Annotated in this window: 14 protein-coding genes; 4 read left to right on the forward strand and 10 right to left on the reverse strand. The window is 60.0% G+C overall.

The annotated features are described in order from the left end of the window. Nucleotides 1–307 precede the first annotated feature (307 nt). Together JNN07_02500 and JNN07_02505 are read left to right on the forward strand one after the other, a co-directional pair. Nucleotides 308–1,231, forward strand: coding sequence for a DUF4190 domain-containing protein (locus tag JNN07_02500; GenBank protein ID MBL9166595.1), 924 nt, complete (start codon nucleotides 308–310; stop codon nucleotides 1,229–1,231). Nucleotides 1,232–1,293: 62 nt separating this feature from the next. After that, a complete protein-coding gene (locus JNN07_02505) occupies nucleotides 1,294–1,638 on the forward strand; it encodes a hypothetical protein (GenBank protein ID MBL9166596.1) in 345 nt (114 codons plus the stop codon). Here JNN07_02505 and JNN07_02510 read toward each other — a convergent pair. Genes JNN07_02510 through JNN07_02525 form a run of 4 tightly spaced genes read right to left on the reverse strand, consistent with a single transcriptional unit; the run spans nucleotide 1,620 to nucleotide 4,419 of the window. Next, nucleotides 1,620–2,279: a leucyl/phenylalanyl-tRNA--protein transferase gene (locus JNN07_02510; protein MBL9166597.1), complete on the reverse strand. Its 660-nt coding sequence runs from the start codon at nucleotides 2,277–2,279 to the stop codon at nucleotides 1,620–1,622. The genes JNN07_02505 and JNN07_02510 overlap by 19 nt on opposite strands. Nucleotides 2,280–2,285: 6 nt before the next feature. Next, nucleotides 2,286–2,777 carry a hypothetical protein gene (locus tag JNN07_02515; protein ID MBL9166598.1) on the reverse strand — a complete coding sequence of 164 codons (492 nt, stop codon included), beginning with the start codon at nucleotides 2,775–2,777 and terminating at the stop codon, nucleotides 2,286–2,288. Beyond that, nucleotides 2,778–3,083 carry an ATP-dependent Clp protease adapter ClpS gene (clpS, locus tag JNN07_02520; GenBank protein ID MBL9166599.1) on the reverse strand — a complete coding sequence of 102 codons (306 nt, stop codon included), beginning with the start codon at nucleotides 3,081–3,083 and terminating at the stop codon, nucleotides 2,778–2,780. 25 nt (nucleotides 3,084–3,108) lie between these two features. After that, the gene (locus JNN07_02525; protein ID MBL9166600.1) at nucleotides 3,109–4,419 is read right to left on the reverse strand and encodes a glucose-1-phosphate adenylyltransferase; all 1,311 of its coding nucleotides are present in this window, start codon (nucleotides 4,417–4,419) and stop codon (nucleotides 3,109–3,111) included. 229 nt (nucleotides 4,420–4,648) lie between these two features. Between JNN07_02525 and glmS the strand changes: the two genes are divergently transcribed. Further along, the gene (glmS, locus tag JNN07_02530; protein MBL9166601.1) at nucleotides 4,649–6,505 is read left to right on the forward strand and encodes a glutamine--fructose-6-phosphate transaminase (isomerizing); all 1,857 of its coding nucleotides are present in this window, start codon (nucleotides 4,649–4,651) and stop codon (nucleotides 6,503–6,505) included. Nucleotides 6,506–6,539: 34 nt separating this feature from the next. Here the strand turns inward: glmS and JNN07_02535 are convergent, their stop codons facing one another. From JNN07_02535 to JNN07_02560, 6 genes are all read right to left on the reverse strand, one after another. Then, the gene (locus JNN07_02535) at nucleotides 6,540–9,569 is read right to left on the reverse strand and encodes a c-type cytochrome (protein ID MBL9166602.1); all 3,030 of its coding nucleotides are present in this window, start codon (nucleotides 9,567–9,569) and stop codon (nucleotides 6,540–6,542) included. Between the two features lie 154 nt (nucleotides 9,570–9,723). Further along, nucleotides 9,724–10,272, reverse strand: coding sequence for a glutathione peroxidase (locus tag JNN07_02540; protein MBL9166603.1), 549 nt, complete (start codon nucleotides 10,270–10,272; stop codon nucleotides 9,724–9,726). 72 nt (nucleotides 10,273–10,344) lie between these two features. Continuing rightward, nucleotides 10,345–11,127: a PhzF family phenazine biosynthesis protein gene (locus JNN07_02545; protein ID MBL9166604.1), complete on the reverse strand. Its 783-nt coding sequence runs from the start codon at nucleotides 11,125–11,127 to the stop codon at nucleotides 10,345–10,347. A gap of 49 nt (nucleotides 11,128–11,176) precedes the next feature. After that, entirely contained in the window at nucleotides 11,177–11,461 is a 285-nt protein-coding gene (locus JNN07_02550; protein MBL9166605.1) for a hypothetical protein, read from the reverse strand. 150 nt (nucleotides 11,462–11,611) lie between these two features. Beyond that, complete coding sequence (locus tag JNN07_02555) at nucleotides 11,612–12,865, reverse strand: hypothetical protein (GenBank protein ID MBL9166606.1); 1,254 nt, start codon at nucleotides 12,863–12,865, stop codon at nucleotides 11,612–11,614. A 307-nt stretch (nucleotides 12,866–13,172) separates the two neighbouring features. Further along, nucleotides 13,173–13,745 (reverse strand): hypothetical protein, encoded by a 573-nt coding sequence (locus JNN07_02560; GenBank protein ID MBL9166607.1) that lies wholly within the window; start codon nucleotides 13,743–13,745, stop codon nucleotides 13,173–13,175. Nucleotides 13,746–14,064: 319 nt separating this feature from the next. On the opposite strand from JNN07_02560, the gene JNN07_02565 reads away from it, so the two are divergent. Then, a complete protein-coding gene (locus JNN07_02565) occupies nucleotides 14,065–16,710 on the forward strand; it encodes a S8 family serine peptidase (GenBank protein MBL9166608.1) in 2,646 nt (881 codons plus the stop codon). Nucleotides 16,711–16,768 lie beyond the last annotated feature (58 nt).

Consider the following 16,768-nt stretch of genomic DNA (forward strand, 5'->3'; position numbering starts at 1 on the left):
GGGTTGTGAGAAAACCACGACTAACCCAGGGTAGGCGCTCCTGCGTCGCGCCAACCCTGGGCTTTGAGCCGGAATCCCTTTGGGATTCTAACATTTGGTCGAAGAACTTGTGGGTAATGCTTAGAGAGGGCTGCCGCACTCCATATGGCCCAACTCGGTCGGGAAGCGTCTTGGAGTGCTGTAGCCCTCTAAAGCTTTTCGGCAACCGACGGAGTCGGGAGATCTCACCCACTTTTAATCACACCCGCGACGATGGCTTCGCGTTCCCCGGCTTGACTGGACCGAGCGGGTAGCAGAACTTGTGCAGATGTATCGGGTCCGCGCAGCGGATGGAACAGAGCATGGCCCTCTTTCGGTGGAAACCGTGAGAGCCTGGCTCGCTGATGGACGGGTTCTTCACCGGTCGGCCGCCCGATTGGAAGAGGGCACGGAGTGGAAGCCTTTGAGCGAATTTCCTGATTTTGCCCTGAGTTCCGTGTCAGTTTCCTCGGCCTCACTACCCCCGTCGGCCGCCCAGCCTCCTCCGCCAGTCCTGCCGCCTCCGCTTCCGCCCATCCCCCGTTCATCGCCCCAGGCCTCATCCCCTCGTCCCCGGTTCAGCATCCTGGCGATTGCCTCTCTGGTGCTCGGCCTGTTCGGGTTCCTGGTCTTTCCGGCCCTGGTCGGACTGGTGTGCGGATTCGTCGGGTTGTCGAAGATTCGCTCCAGCCGTGGGGCGCTCAAAGGCCGGATGCTCGCGAACATTGGCATCCTGCTCTCCTTTGCCATGCTGGTCCTCGTCGGCGTGGGCGTGTTCTGGGCCGTGAACCAGCATCGTCAACACCGCCCCGGCCGGCCGGCCGTGAGATCCACGGGTTGCGAAGAGAATCTCAACCAATTGGCCCATGCGGTTCGCCAGTACGCCAACGATCATGGGGACATTCTTCCGGGGGCCACGAATTGGTGTGATCAAGTCCGAGACTATGTCCCGACCATGGAGGTCTACACGTGTCCCGGCGGTAGTTCCGATCAGCGCTCGAGCTTCGCTCTGAACCGGAATGTAGCGGGAAGAAATCAAGAAACCTTGAATCCTGCCACCGTGTTGCTCTTTGAGTCAGGGGTGGGGTGGAACGCCGCTGGCACTCCAGAGATCGCCGGTTCTGCCCGGGGTTTTCTTCATGTTGTCCTGGTCAATGGAGAATTATTGCGGATCGCCCCCGAAGGTGTTTCGAGCCTGCGCTGGGAACCGTAGCCTCATTTGAGATGACTCCCGAGAGACCTCCCCCTTTGCCTCACAGGCATTCCGACGGCTCCGTGCCGAGATCGCGGTGGTGGCAGCCGGCGGTCGTCAATGTCAGATGGTGTGTCATTGTGAATCTGCTGGGCTGCCCGGGATTAGGGACCATCATGGCTCGGCAGCGTGGGGGCTATTTACAGCTGGCCTGCATGCTGACGGGGACCTGCCTTTTGATCGGGTTTATGGTGAGCTATGCTCGGGCGCTGGTGCGTCTGTTTCAGTCGGCCAATCCCGAATCCGGACCCGACCTCACGGGCCATTATTGGCTGCTGGGCTGGGGAGGAGGCCTTTGCGTGGCAGCCTGGATCGCATCCGCCTTCTCTTCATGGCAACTCTGGCGGTCTCAAAAAAGACAGGGCTGACGGATCGCTCGGCTCAGCCGCTTGAGATATTCTTCGCGCGGGATCTGGCTGGCGCCGAGTTGCTCGGTTGTGGGGTTCAGAACTTGAGTGTCGAAAAGTTGGAAACCGCGGGATTCGAGATGTTGAAGCAGGTGATGCAGGGCCACCTTCGACGCGTTGTCCGCGCGGTGGAACATGGATTCTCCGGCGAAAAGCGCCCCCACCTGGACCCCGTAAATGCCCCCCACCAAGTCATCCCCCAGCCAGCACTCCACGCTGTGGGCGTGTCCTGCGTGGTGGAGCGCGGTGTAGGCTGCGACAAACTCCTGGGAGATCCAGGTTTCCTGCCGCGTGGGTGTGGTGACCGCGCAGGCTTCGATCACCTGTTTGAAGGCCCGATCGCGCGTGATGGAGAATGGGTTCTTGCGCAGAAATTTCGCGAGGCTCTTGGAGAGGCGAAAAGAACCGTGTTCGAAAACAGCGCGAGGGTCAGGAGACCACCAGGTGATAGGATCAGCGCTCCACGGAAAGATCCCGCTTTTGTAAGCTAACAGCAGGCGCTCCAGCGAAAGATCCCCCCCGATGGCGACCAGCCCGTCGAGCTCTCCCCGCTGCGCTGTTCGAGGATCGGGAAACCAAAGCTGTCTGGTGAGCAATCGCACGCTGGGTCATTCGTCGGCGGAATCCAAAGCTCGCAGGATCCCGTCGAGCACCATTCCGGAAAAATCCATCCGCAGCAAGTCGTGGAGCCGATCGGGATGCTTCTCGATGGCGGACTCCTGATGCTGCTCCGGGCAGTCGAGGCGGTACCAGCTCGCCACGCGCAGCTCATTGACCACCTGCATGAACCAGTCGACATCTTGGAGCGGCAGGACCAGCCTGGATCCACCGTCCGGTTGCTGCTGAAGGCCAGGACCGCTTAGGAATGCCTCCAACCGACTCCGATAGGCTTCTTTCATTTCGCCGAGCGTGACACTGAGTAACTCCGGATCGGGCGAGGGAGCGGCTGGGCGGCGGTTGGTTTTTTCGCGAGACGCAGGCGGAACGGACCACGGTTCATGCGCCATTGGGTAGGCAGCGAGGGTGAAACTAAGCAGCTGCGTTTCGAGTGCGTTGAGATCGAAAGCCAGGTGCTGTTCGGTTTTGGAAAGCAATTTCACTTAATCCGGCTCCATGGTCGCATGCAGGCTGTAAGCGTGGAGCCGATGGACATAGTGCTCGGCTTTCTCGAGGCTTTCCCGCGCCACCACGCTCTTTCCCTGCTGGTGGACCTCAAGCATGTGCTTTTCGGCGGTCTTTCGGTCCCAGCCGAACACTTTCTGAAACACATGGGAGACATAATTCATCAGGTTGACCGGATCATTCCAGACAATGACGCGGAACACCGGCGCCTTGCCTTCTTTGGACTTGGTCGCGATCTCGTCTTCAGTGTCCGGCACCAAGAGCGGTAATTCCACTTCGGACATATCCTATCCTGGCTCGACGGCCAGACTAAATGGTGGTTCCGTGGGGAATGGTTCCGTTCTTAGGAATGATCACCACGCCGTCGCGAATGTGGTAGAGCGGATGGTCCAGGTCCTGGTCCTTGCCCTCCGGGGAAATGTGGCAGTTGTCTCCTATCCGGGCATTCTTGTCGATGATGGCATTCTCGATGAACGTATTCTGCCCGATGCCCAGCCGCGGCTTGCCGAGCATCTCGTTCTCGATGATGGAATCCTGGGTCTCGTAGTGGTCACAACCCATCATGACCACCCGGTTGAGGGTGGTTCCGCTTCCGACAAGGCTGCGGATCCCGATGATGGACTGCTGTATTTTGGCGTGGTTGATGATGCATCCGTCCGATACCAGGGCGTGATCGATCTGGGCGCCGTTAATTTTTGATCCTGGCAAGAACCGAGGCCGGCTGAAGATCGGGGATGCCATGTCAAAAAAGTTGAAGCGAGGAAGCTCGGCTGCCAGGTCCAAATTGGCTTCGAAGAAGGAGCGAATGGTTCCGATGTCTTCCCAATATCCTTGGAAGACATACGAGAAGACCTGTCGTTTGCCGATGGCGGCCGGAATGATGTGCTTGCCGAAGTCCTTCTCCTCGTTGTTCAGCAGTTGGACGAGCACGTCGCGGTTGAAGACATAGATGCCCATGGACGCCAGGGCATAGTCTTCCTCGCCTTCGATGCCCAGCTGAGCATAGCGGTCTCTTCCCAGCAGCAGCGATTCGAGAACTTTGGGGTCCTTGGGTTTTTCAACGAAGCGGGTGATTCGCTTGGTCTCGTCAATCTGCATGATACCCAGGCCGCCGGCATCCTTGGCCGGAACGGGCATGGTCGCGATGGTCAGTTCGGCTCCCGAATCGACGTGCTGATGCAGGATCCGCCGAAAATCCATCCGGTAGAGCTGATCTCCGCTCAGAATCAAGCAGTAGTCGAAGGAGTGGTTGAGCAGGTGAATCAGGTTCTTCCGGACGGCGTCGGCGGTTCCCTGATACCAGGACGTGTTGGTAAACGATTGTTCCGCCGCCAAAATTTCAACGAAACCGCCGGAGAATTGGTCGAACTTGTAGGATTGATAGATATGCCGGTGCAGCGACGCCGAGTTGAACTGGGTTAGGACGTAGATGCGGCGCAGATTGGAGTTAATGCAGTTCGAGATGGGAACATCCACCAGGCGATATTTGCCGGCCAGCGGAACCGCCGGTTTCGATCGCTCCTTGGTGAGGGGGAAAAGGCGTGTGCCCTGTCCTCCTCCCATGATGATGCACAGCACATTGGTTGTGTTCGGCGTAACCCGCTTAAAAAATGATGTCATATCGAAATCCTATGTAAGACCTTATCCTGGAGCTGCAACCGCAAACCTATACTCGGTTTCTGGCCTGGGGCGCAAGCGGAAGTCGCAAGCGGTTAGAGAAACGTGTAATTTCATGATCAAGACTTTCAGCGAATTGCCGAATCTCATGGAGAGACGGACACGCCCGTGACGCCCCATCGGATTTCCCGTGCGGGGTTCCCAGGCAAATAACTAAATACCAAGCACGCACATGTGTGGAATCGTAGGCTACATCGGAAAACGTGACGCGACACCCATCCTCTTGGAAGGGCTCCGCCGTCTCGAATATCGCGGTTACGATAGCGCCGGAATCGCGCTCGTCAGCGACGGGCAGCTCAAAATCCGGAAAAAGAAAGGCAAGATTGACGAGGGGCTTGCCCGGCTTATTCCCACGCAGCCGATCCATGGGATCGTCGGCATTGGCCACACGCGTTGGGCGACCCATGGACCGCCGTGCGATGAGAACTCCCATCCTCACTTGGACCACTCGGCTCGGATCGCCGTGGTTCACAACGGGGTCATCGAGAACTTCGATACCCTCAAGGAGCGGATGATCCGTGATGGGCACAAATTCCACTCGGCGACCGACACCGAAGTCCTGGCGCACCTCATCGGGGAGCACTATGGCAAGGTGAAGGGCCACAAGGACGGGGTTCACCCGCTCACCCAGGCGGTCATGAATGCGTTGCGGGAGGTCATCGGAACCTATGGTATCGCCGTCGTCTGCGTCGATTATCCCGACCTGATGGTCGGTGCGCGCCGGGGCTCACCGCTGCTGGTGGGAGTTGGGGAAGGGGAACATTTTCTGGCCAGTGATGCCAGTGCCGTGGTGGCTCATACTCGTCAGGTGGCTTACCTCAACGATTACGACGTGGTCACGATCACCCCGGATCGCTTCGATGTCACCAGCCTGGGCAACGATACTGCCAAAGTACAAATCAGCCAGTTGGAGTTCGGAGCCGAGGCGGCGGAGAAGGGGAGATTTCCCCACTACATGCTCAAGGAGATCTTCGAGCAGCCGAAGACGGTCCAAAACGCGATCCGCGGTCGCATCGATTTCGAGGAGGCGATGCCCAAGTTTGGCGGTCTGAACATGACGGTCGCCGAGATGCGGGAGATCGATCAGATTGTCATACCCGCCTGTGGAACCAGCTGGCATGCCGCCTTGATCGGCGAGTATCTGCTCGAGGAACTGGCCCATATTCCAACCGAGGTGGAGTACGCGAGCGAGTTCCGATATCGCAACGCTCCCTTGGAGAAGCATACTCTGGTGCTGGTCATCACGCAGTCCGGCGAGACTGCGGACACCTTGGCCGGCCTGCGGGAATCGCGGCGACGGGGTCACAAGGTCCTCGCGGTTTGCAATGTCGTCGGCAGCACCATCGCCCGCGAGGCGGACGGGGGAATTTACCTGCATGCTGGGCCGGAGATCGGGGTGGCATCCACGAAGGCTTTCACCTCACAAGTCAGCGTCCTGACGCTGTTCGCCACGCTGATGGGCCGTATCCGGATGTTGGCTTCGAACCGGGGCCTTCAGATCCTACGTGCTCTCGAGAAGGTTCCTGAACAGATGGAAAGCATCCTGGAGCAGAACGACAAGATTAAGCAGATCGCCTTGAAATACGCCCAGGCGGATGACTTTTTCTTTTTGGGTCGCCAGTACAGCTTCCCGGTCGCGTTGGAAGGCGCGCTCAAGCTGAAGGAGATTTCCTACATTCACGCCGAGGGGTATCCGGCCGCCGAGATGAAGCATGGCCCGATTGCCATGATCGACGAGAAGACTCCCACGGTGTTTGTCATTCCGACGGACAGCCTCTACGAGAAAGCCATCAGCAACTTGGAAGAGATCAAGGCCCGCAAGGGACCCGTGATCGCCGTGGCAACCGAAGGCAACACGCGCATCAAGGACAAGGTGGATGACGTGATCTATGTCCCGCCCACCCTCGAGCCCATTGCGCCCTTGCTGAGCGCTCTGCCTCTGCAGTTGCTGGCTTACCACATCGCCGTCGCCCGCGGCTGCGATGTCGATAAACCCCGCAACCTGGCCAAGAGCGTCACCGTGGAGTAGAGCAGAGCCGCCGAGGGCCGACACCCACGCTGATCTATTTGCGGAACATCGCGTGATTGGGGTTGCCCATCGACTCGATGTAGGCCAGTAGATCCAGGACTTCATCCTGAGTGAGGCTGTTCACCAGCCCCTCGGGCATGGCTGAGAGCTTGGCTTTGGACTTGGACTTGATCTCGGTCTTCTTGAGTTCTGTTTTGCCACCCGTCAGCGGGCTGGTCAGCAGGACCAGGCGGTCGTCCCGATCCTCGAGCACCCGACCGGTGATTTCCTCATCGTCGGTGCGAATAAAGGTCGTGTTCTCATACTGCTCACTGATGACCTTGCTGGGCTCCAGTATCGAGGACAGCAGATCGAGCCGGGTGAATCGGCTCGAGACAGCGGTGATGTCCGGTCCGATGGCTCCCCCCTCCGGACCGAATCGGTGACACGTGGCGCACTGGGCAGCGAGGAATGCCTCCTTGCCACGCTGGAAGTCGCGGCCCTGCGAGGCCTGGTTAAGCAAGGGCTCCAGGTCGGTCATGCGCCAATCCTTCACGAAGGCGCGAGCCTTCAGATTTGCCTTGGGCATCTCCTTCGATGGCTCCGCGATCAGCAGGGCGAGAGCCTGCTTCTCATCCCCGCTCAGGTGGTTGATGGCATCTCGGCGCAGCCCTTTCATGAATCCGTTAAAGCTAGCGCCGTTGTTGGCTGGAATTCCGACATCCCGAAACCACTGATCGAAAAAGGCTGGGTGAGCCGTCGCCCGGGTCGCCGTGGTGGATCCCGGGAGCGGATCCCCTGGTTTGACATTGAGCCAGGAGAAGAAGCGCTCGCGGTCTCGGGGCGACCAGCCGGGCTTGTGAGTTCTCAGGATCGACATGAAGTAGATCTGATCCTCCTGGACGGTGGAAGCATCCCGCAGATCTAGAATCCGGCTGACGATTCCCGGCGCGCCGAGCGCGGACAGGATGGATGCGAGTTCGCGGTTTAGCGCCGGGCTGGCTGCCGGCAGTTGGCGGTTGAGCTTTTCAACCGCCATCTTTTGCAGCTCAGCCGAGGGAAGCCCGTGACGGGCGAGACTCACCTCGATGACGCGCAGTTTCACCAACTTGTGTTCCTCGTCCAGAGTGTCGAGCGGCCAGCGCGCGAGGGTTTTCAACAAGGATTCTTGATCCGTGGAGGCCCCGACCCGGGCCAAACCCAGCAGGGCGTGCAGGCCGATGGTGGGATTCGTTTCGGCCCATGCTTTGGCTTTCCAGGTGGTGAGATCTTGAGACTCCAACCCAATACGGGCCGCGTAGCGAATCCAACGATCCTTGGAACCCAGATGCGGCCACACCGCCTCCGCTCCGCCCGGCTGCGACACTCCGTGGTAGGTCTCCAATTTCTTCCGGAGGGCCCGCGATTCTTGGACTCCCGCGTCCGCTACCGGAGGAGCCGGGCTGGTGGCCTCATTGCCGGTGTAGCTGATGCGATACAATCCAGCTTGCGTGCCGCGGCCCCCCGTCGTGAAGTACATCGCTCCGTCCTTGCCGACCTCCAAATCGTTCAGGTTGAGGGGTTTGCCCTGGACGAACGATTCGAACGAGCCGGTGTAGCTCGCGCCCATATCCCGGAGATGAACGGCGATCAGGCGGCCATAGGTCCAATCCATCATGTAGAAAGCCCTCTGATACTTGGAGGGAAACTTGGCACCGGTTCCGAACCGGACGCCGGTAGGGCAGCCTACGCCGATATTCACCGTTGCAGGCAAGGAGTCGGCATAGTATTCGGGCCATTTGGCCGAGCCTTCACGGAACCCTTGATCACCCCCGCTCACGAGATGGAAGGCGCGCACGGGACGGTACCAAGGCATCCCCCAATCCCATTCCATGTCACTGTCGAACCCAAACAGCTCACCCTCGAGATTGAAGGCAATGTCGTAGGTGTTCCGCTGACCCGAGGCAAAGAGTTCGCACTGGCTGCCATCGGGGTTGAGTCGCACCACGTAACCGCCCGGGGGCTTGCGTCCCGCGCCGAACCCGTTGCCATCTTCCATGCGGGGCAGAACCAGATCGTCGGCGTAGTTTTTGTGGGGGGAGCTCGCCACCAGATCGTTCGGCACGTCCACAAAATTCCCGTTCACGATGTAGAGCTTGCCATCCTGGCCTAGGACGATGCCGTGCGCTCCGTGCTCTCCCGGACCTCCTTGCCAGCGGCGAAGCAGTTCAACCTGATCGTAGGTGTCGTCCCCGTTCGTGTCCTTCAATCGATAGAGATGGTAACCTTCCTTGCCTTGGCCATTTACATAGAGGCTGTCGAAGGCGTAGAGGAGCCCCATGGCCGCTCGCACAGGTAGGTCGATGGTTTCCAGCTTGGCGATCTGGCCGGCGGAGTCGAGGGTGAGGCGCAGCATGGGCTCGTCGCCCTGGGGTGAGATGATCAGGCGCCCTTTGGAATCGATGGTCATCGATACCCAGGATCCTTCCCCGGGCTGGGATGACCGAATCAGTTCCACGCGGAAACCCGGTGCCACCTTCAAGCTCTCCGCGGGAGTGGCTACGGCCGGTTTCAATACATCGCCCCAAGGCTCGCGTCCCAGGGCGCCCAGGCTCGTGGATGCCACCCATCCTTCGGTAGGCAGCGGTGCGTTGGGGGTGCCCGTGGTGTTCTCCGTCGTGAGCCAGCTGGTGTCCGAGACCAGGGTCTGTTTACGTCCGCCCTCGAATTGAAGGTCGAGTTTCACCAGCAAGGCCGCAATACCCTCGGAGTTGCGGGCGGCGACATGCAGCGTGTTCTCGCCGTTCTGGAGCTTGGCTCCAACATCCGCGCTCGCGGGCCTTGACCACTCGCTGTTCCGCAGGACCCGTTGCCCGTTCAGAAACACCTCTGCTCCGTTGTCGCAAGTTGCAGTCAGAGTGGCGCGGCTGACCTTCGCGCCCACGCTGAAGGTTTTCTTAAAGAAGCGTGTTTCCTTGTCCTTGGGCGTCGCGGCCCAGATCCACTCGGGTGTCTGAGCTTGAAGCCCAGGGCTAGCCAGGCAAAGCAAACCCAGAACGAGGCTCAGAAGTGAAGCAGGCGGCGGCAGAGGCAGTCGGGAGCGCATGGGGGCAGAGAGGTTGGGTTGGGGTTCGGAGCTAAATGGAATAATGGATGAGAACGAGGAGAGTTCGCCAGAGGCGCGGTGCGTGGCGCTGGACGGAGTCAATCCAGCGCCACGAAGAAACTCGTGGCCGGCGTCTGAGTCGGCCCGCGGCGGCTTACTTGCTGGCGAGCGCGGCTTCGATCGCTTCGATGACGGCGGGGTCATCGGGCGTTGTCTTGGGCTCGAACCGTTTGAGAATCTCGCCATTTTTGCCGATCAGGAACTTTCCGAAATTCCACTTCGTGTCGCCGGGGAACGGGGAATCCTTCCCGGTCAGAGCGGTATAGAGCGGGTGCTGCTCGCTGCCTTTGACATGCAGTTTGTCGAACATCGGGAAAGTGACCTGATATTTGGATGAGCAAAACGATTTAATCTCCTCATTGCTCCCCGGCTCCTGGGCGCCGAAGTCGTTGCACGGGAAACCCAGCACGGTAAAACCCTTGCCTTTGAATTTCTGGTGCAGCTTCTCCAGGGACTTGTACTGCGGGGTTAGCCCGCATTGGGACGCGACATTGACAACCAGCAAGACTTTGCCCTGATAAGCCTTCAGGCTGGTGGCTTTTTGATCGATGTCCTTGAGCGGGATATCATATAGGCTCGAGGCCGCGTGGGAGAGTGTGGTCATGAGAGCAAGCAGCGAGGTGACAGCAGCTAGGAATTTCATGGGGGCGAGTATCCGCAGTCCCACGCCAATGTCAAATGCGCTTCCCACAGACCCGGCACCCCCGCGGTCGCCTCAGCCGAGTTGGAGCTCGCCTCGCTGGAAGGTGGCGCACTCCCCGCCGATGGACACGCGATCGCCGTTCAAGCGGCACGACAACTCGCCCCCGCGCGCGGAGACCTGCCGAGCGGTGAGCGTGGTCTTTCCCAGTCGATTCGCCCACAGTGGGATTAGTGAGCAGTGGGCGGATCCGGTGACGGGATCCTCGGGAACGCCCGCCTGCGGGGCGAAGAACCGGGACACAAAATCGCAGGTGCGCCCCGGAGCGGTGGCGATCACCCCCAAGCAATCCAGTGTTGCGATGAGCGCCATCTCCGGACACAGCGCCTTGACCTCTTCCTCGGATCTGAACACCGCAACATAGTCGCGGGAGCGGAGAACCTCTGCTGGTTGGGCCTTGAGGCCGGCGACCAGATGGGCCGGGGTGTCGCAGGCTTGTGGGGGTCGACTGGGAAAATCGAGTTCGATCGAGGGACCGTTGCGGCTGGCGGTCAGGCAACCGCTTCGAGTGTTAAAGCGCACGGTCTCGCCTGCGGTGCCGAGCTCATGGAACAAAACGTGCGCCGAGGCGAGGGTGGCATGTCCGCACAAATCTACCTCCACGCTGGGAGTAAACCATCGAAGCCCGTAGTCCGATCCTTGCGGTAACAGGAACGCGGTTTCGGAGAGATTGTTTTCGGCCGCGATGGACTGAAGTAAATGGTCAGGCACGGCCACCGGCAGCAGGCACACTCCTGCCGGGTTGCCGCCGAACGGCGTCGCGGTGAACGCGCTGACGCGATAGTAAGGAACTCTCACCCCGGGGAGCCTACCAGGAGCCAGCCTGGGCGCAAGCGGCCGAAAAAACCTAAGCCGTAAACCCGAACCGGAACTTCTCTTCCTCCGGCTTGATTTTGAGCGAATGGCAGATGTGTTTGGAGGCGAGCATGCTGGCGGCGGTCTTGACCATCCGATCGAACTCCGGCTTGCTCATCTCCAGCCCTTCGTGACGGATCGCATGGATGTGAAAGCCCCGTTCGAGCAGTTCTTCCACAAACTCCTCGCACGCCACCGGGTCATCGGTGGAGTGATGATTCGGCAACGTTTGCCGCCGGAAGGGAGGGGTGTATTCAACGGTGTATTTCGGAATCATAGGTTCGAGATGGGTTGATGGTGATCGTTCTTTTTGTCTTCAATCCCAGCCTGCCCCACGTAAACCCTCTTCGCCTCACCCGGATTGGGAAGCACTGAACTATTCTTGGCGCCGCCCGGGAAATCTCCGGCTGACGGATCCGCTTCGGTCCTATCGCGCCCGGTAGTAACCGGCGGGGTCGCTGAAAGCCCGAGCGTCCAGGAACACGAAGACCCCGTTCGTATCCGGGGTTGTGGTTCCGAGGAGTTGCCAACTGGGAGCCGAGAGGCTCGGGGCTGATTCCACCAGTATGGTGCGGTTGGTCGCGCTGAGTCCTTCGAGCCTAATCTGGTTGCCGGCCAGAGGGCGGATGCTGCGCAGGGCGAGTGAGCCCACCGGGCTGATGGTGAAATCATTGCCATCGCCGCCGCGATAGCTCACCTGAAAGACCTTTTGGCTGTCCATGAGCAGTCCTCCCTCCGGCAGGGCCTGGAACTGTCCTTGGATGGGATCTGTGCCGTCGTTTTGGATAATCACGGAGGTGGAAGTGATCGGCCCTCCGGTGGGCAGGATGCCGAAGCTGCATTCGGCAATGCTTACGCGGCCGGTGACGCTCAGTGCGCCGGGCACTCCGGAGCTAAAGGCAGTGACTCTCAAACTGGAGCCCGGACCGAGAAGCGCGTCGCCGTTGACGGTGATGCTCCCATTCGGGGAGGCGCCGTTGAGCGTGATCTGTCCTCCATCAAGGCGCAAGGATCCCACGTGATTCAGGGTGGCTACGTTGATCAGATGTCCATTGGTGAGCACAGTCATCGTGGGAAAGTTGGCGAACTGATTGCCGGTCTGGAGTACAAAGCTCGCGAAATTGGTAGTGCCCCCGACGGTGATCGAATTGCGAAACAAGGGGCCACTGAAGCCCGCCCCCCCGAAAAATCCGCGTTTGAACCAGGTGGCTCCCTGGTAAGCTCCCATCACCGGGCCGTTGAATCGAAAGTCGCCTCCTCCATCCAGCGCCAGCAGGGTGGTCGGAGGCGCGCTGAGTTGGCCGGTGACACGGATGGTGCAGCCGGGGGCGGCGTTGATCTCGACCGCAGGGCCGGCGAGTCTGAGCGGCAGAACCAGCTCGACGACCAACCCAAGCATTTGCGAGGTGTAGCTGATCCCGGTCTGGAGGGCCAGTTCCACGCCGGATAGCCTCAGAGAATTGGCTTCGATTCGCAGCTCGGTGAGGACAAGTCCGGAAAGATCATTGGTGTTTGAGAGCTGCGCCGATCCCGCCGGAAAGCGTACTGCATCGCCGCTTTGCGGCACCCCGTTCTGCCAGTTGGCAGTGTTCGACCAGAGGCCGTCGGTGCCGGCTCCGCTCCACAGGCGCTCTTCACCCCAAGCTGAGCACGCCGTCGCCAGAACGAGGCATACTCCCATCCACCACGAGCGAAGGCCCGACGACGGGTGGGGCCGACTGACGAGGCACGGCCTCGCCTTGACCGCTGCCTGTGCCCGCCACGGTAAAGATCGATGCAGTGGAAACGGCTCTTTCTCGCGGGATCTCATAGGACTCTCCTCACACGCTGGATTTTCAGGATGGGCATTCTATACTACAAACGGTGGGAACTTCACAAGCCAAAGCGTTCGGAGGGATGGCTTGGCCAGGGCTCTTTCCGGGTGAGGCCCGCAAGGACAGCGTCACCCCAGGTAGGGCGGGCCTCTCAACGTCCCTATTTCCCGAGCCCTAACGATTTAACAGGTTGAATGCAGCGCCGGCCAAAAGGCCGAGGAACGAGCCGCAAACCAATTCAGGCGGGGTGTGACGTCCCAACTCCAGGCGAGACCAAGCGACACCTGCCAAGAAGAGGGCTCCGAGCCCGAGCCAAGCGGGTTGCCCCCAGAAGAGCAGGATGCTGAAAGTGCCAAACGCCAGATGGAGGGAGCTTTTGAGCCGGTTTCCCAGGAGCAGGGCAGCGAGCACGATTCCTCCACCGAGGCTGAGTGCCCAACCTACGGGCCGATAGGCGTCACGTTGAAGGAGTATCAGACCAGGCAGCAGCAGAAGGGTGAGCAGCACCAGGTTCATGGTCTTCCGGTCTTCTCGTCGAACCGCGTCGACATGGGTCCATCGGCCTGACTTTACCATGAGCGCGGAGAAGAGGAGGGTGGTGCCCACCAGCCCTCCGAGGATTGCAACAACGGTGCGCAGCTGAGTGGCGGTGGCTCCCGATTGGGCGGCGACACTCGTGGCCGAGGCGGGCACGAGCAGAACGGGGTGGCCTAGGATCGATAGGGCTCTCGCCAGTGTCTTGCGCATTGGAGATAAATTGCGGAGATTCGCGCCGCAAGGCGAGCTTCGCCTGTCAAAGATTGGGACAATCGTCGTATGGGCGGTCTTGGCCCAAGGGGGTGGGAGAGGGAAAGGAAAGGGAACGTCCGAGGACGGACGTCGCTCCAGTGTAGTGTGGGCCGTCTCAGCTTAAAGGGCGTGCGCCTGATGACTAACCCCCCTTCCACAAAAGAACTTTCAAAGCTTCCGACTTGGGTTATGGTGAGGCATGTTGTTGTGCGTGGGTAAAGGGCTGTGGGCTAGCCGGTTGAGGTTGTGGCTAGGGAGGCTGTCCATCGCTCTGGGGGTGCTACCGCTTGGTGCGGTGCTGGCCGAGGGGGCTGAGCACGCCACCTGGACCTTCCGTTTTCCACAACTTCGCAGCTTTTCTCCGGCGCTCGTGCTTGTGGCGGAAACGTTGGATGAAACCGCAGCTTGGATGCCCGTTCGGCCCGCTTCCGAGCCTGATCAAACCTGGTATTTTGGGGATCGCGTTGTTCTGCAGGTGTCGATGGGAGTGGATCCCTTCGGACTTCCGGGGATGGAAGGCCTAAAGGTCTCCCGAACTGTGGCTGCGGATCTCTATCTAGTACAGACCGCCAGTCCGTCGGCGGCAGTGGCTTTGGCGGAGTTGCTCAGCTCCACCATCGGGGTGAGCAGCGCTTATCCCAGCTATCGGCGTCCGGTGGAAATTGAGTATGCCTATGCGCCCGCCCCCAACGATCTGTTCTTTGGTCCCCAAGTCGCGAACGTTTCAGGGCAGTGGTATCTGGAGAACCGCAACTCGACCAACGGCTTGCCACTGGGTGTAGATCTCAACGCTCGCGGAGCCTGGCCTTATGCCCGAGGGGCGGGGGTCACCATCGCCATTGCAGACTCCGGCGTGGAATTGGATCATCCCGACCTGGTTGACCGAACGACGGGCGCGCCGCATCGCAATTTCATCACCGGTTCCGATGATGGTTCACCTGTCACGCGATCCGGACTCGGCGGTGCCCACGGAACGGCTTGCGCGGGCCTGGCGGCGGCGACCGCCAACAATGGGCTTCCCATGACCGGAATGGCTCCCGAGTCCGGGTTGGCTTCCTGGGTTATCGTGGACCGACAGGGGAAGCTAACCAGCGATGAACGATTGGCGGAGATGTTCATGCACGCGTTGGAGACGGTCTCGGTTCAGAATCATTCCTGGCGAATACCCACCAAAAAGCAGGACGGCCCAGGCTTGCTGGAAGATGCGGCGATTCAGGAAGCTATTTCCAACGGCCGGGCTGGCAAGGGAGTGGTGATGGTTCGCGCCGCCGGCAACGGGAGAGAGTCGGGGCAGAATGCCAACGACGATTCCTATGCTAACGACTGGCGGGTGATTTGCGTCGGAGCGGTTAGCTCGGTAGGGCGGGCGACCAGTTACAGCCAGCCGGGAGCCTGCTTGTTGGTGACGGCGCCCGGAGGTGGGGGCAGCACGTCGGAGAGCGGTTTGTTTACCACCGACCTCAAGGGGACAGATGGCGCGAACTTTCTCGGGTTTTTCCCGCCCTTCGAATACCTGTCCTCCTATCTGTTTAATAGTCTGGGTTTCGTTGGAACCTCCGCCGCCGCGCCCTTGGTTTCCGGGCTGGCTGCGCTGCTTCTGGAAGTGAATCCGAATCTCACTGTTCGTGATGTTCAGCAGATCCTGCTCCTTTCGGCCCGGCAGTTTGATCGGCGCGATCCCGACCTCGGGAGTAACGGTGTCGGATTGCTCACCAGTCACAATACCGGGTTCGGCATTCCGGATGCCGGTGAAGCGGTGCGATTGGCGCAGCGCTGGAGCAATCGTCCCCCCGTGGAGATTCACGTGATCCCTCCTCAAGAGGCTCTGGTGCCCATCCCCGATGATGGCCTGCGTGTCTGGATCACCGGGCAGGATATTCCCGAGGAACTCAAATCATTGAGAACCTTGCCCAGCACTGGGCCGTTCGCGGACGTCCCTATCGGAGATTTGCCGCTGCGGCCGGCTGGACCTTCCGACGGCGGAGCTGTTCTCAATCTCACCAACTCAGTGGCGGTTATGGAATTCGAACGGGGCAAGGTGGTGCAGCAAATTGAGTACGCCGCCCGGCAAGGGGCCAGCTTCGTCATGGTTTACAACTGCACCATCGATGGAACGAACCCTTGCCCGCTTCGCGTTGGGCTTCCTTTAACGAGTACGGACTACACCTCCATCCCGGCGGTCTTCGTAGGGCGCACCAATGCTTTGGCGCTGCTCGAGCTCTCCCGGACGAACCCTACGGTTCGGGCGCGACTGCAGGTTTCCTCAGCGGAGTTTAGCATTCCCGTCACGAACACCCTGTCTCTTGAGCATGTTCGCTTGAGGATTCAGACCGACCACCCGGTTCGAGGTGACCTGCGGATTACGCTGACCTCGCCTGCGGGCACTCGCAGCATTTTGCAGCGGCTCAACGACGATACCACTCCGGGACCGGTGGACTGGACCTATTCCTCCACCCGACATTTTTATGAGCCCAGCCGAGGGGAGTGGAAGGTGGCGATCTCGGATCTTTCGGCGGGGGGCGTCGGTCAAGTGCTGTCGTGCGGACTCATTTTAAACGGGGTCTCCATCCCCGACACTGACAATGACGGTTTAGATGATGAGTGGGAGAGGACATTTCTGGGCGACCTGTCCCGCGGTCCTCAGGACCGTGTGGCTCGCGACGCCTATTCGCTGATACGAAAGTATGTCAGTGGAATGGATCCTCGCGTGGAGTCGGCACCGTTTTACTTGGACATGTACCGTTGGAGCGAGAATCTGGTCCGGCTGAGTTGGCCCGCAGGAAATGGGGACGATCGATTGCTTTCCGGCGATGCATTGGGGCAACTGAGTCAGGTAACCGAGCCTGGGTTAGCCTTTTGGGAGTCGGTGTATTTTGTGCCGCTCACCAACCGGGCCGAGTTCTTCCGGGTGGAGTGGCCGTGATGGGATTTTTTTTGGGGTAGCCTGCTCCGAGACACGTCACCCAGTTAGATTAACCTTT

The organism is Verrucomicrobiales bacterium (assembly GCA_016793885.1).
Classification (GTDB): domain Bacteria; phylum Verrucomicrobiota; class Verrucomicrobiia; order Limisphaerales; family UBA11320; genus UBA11320.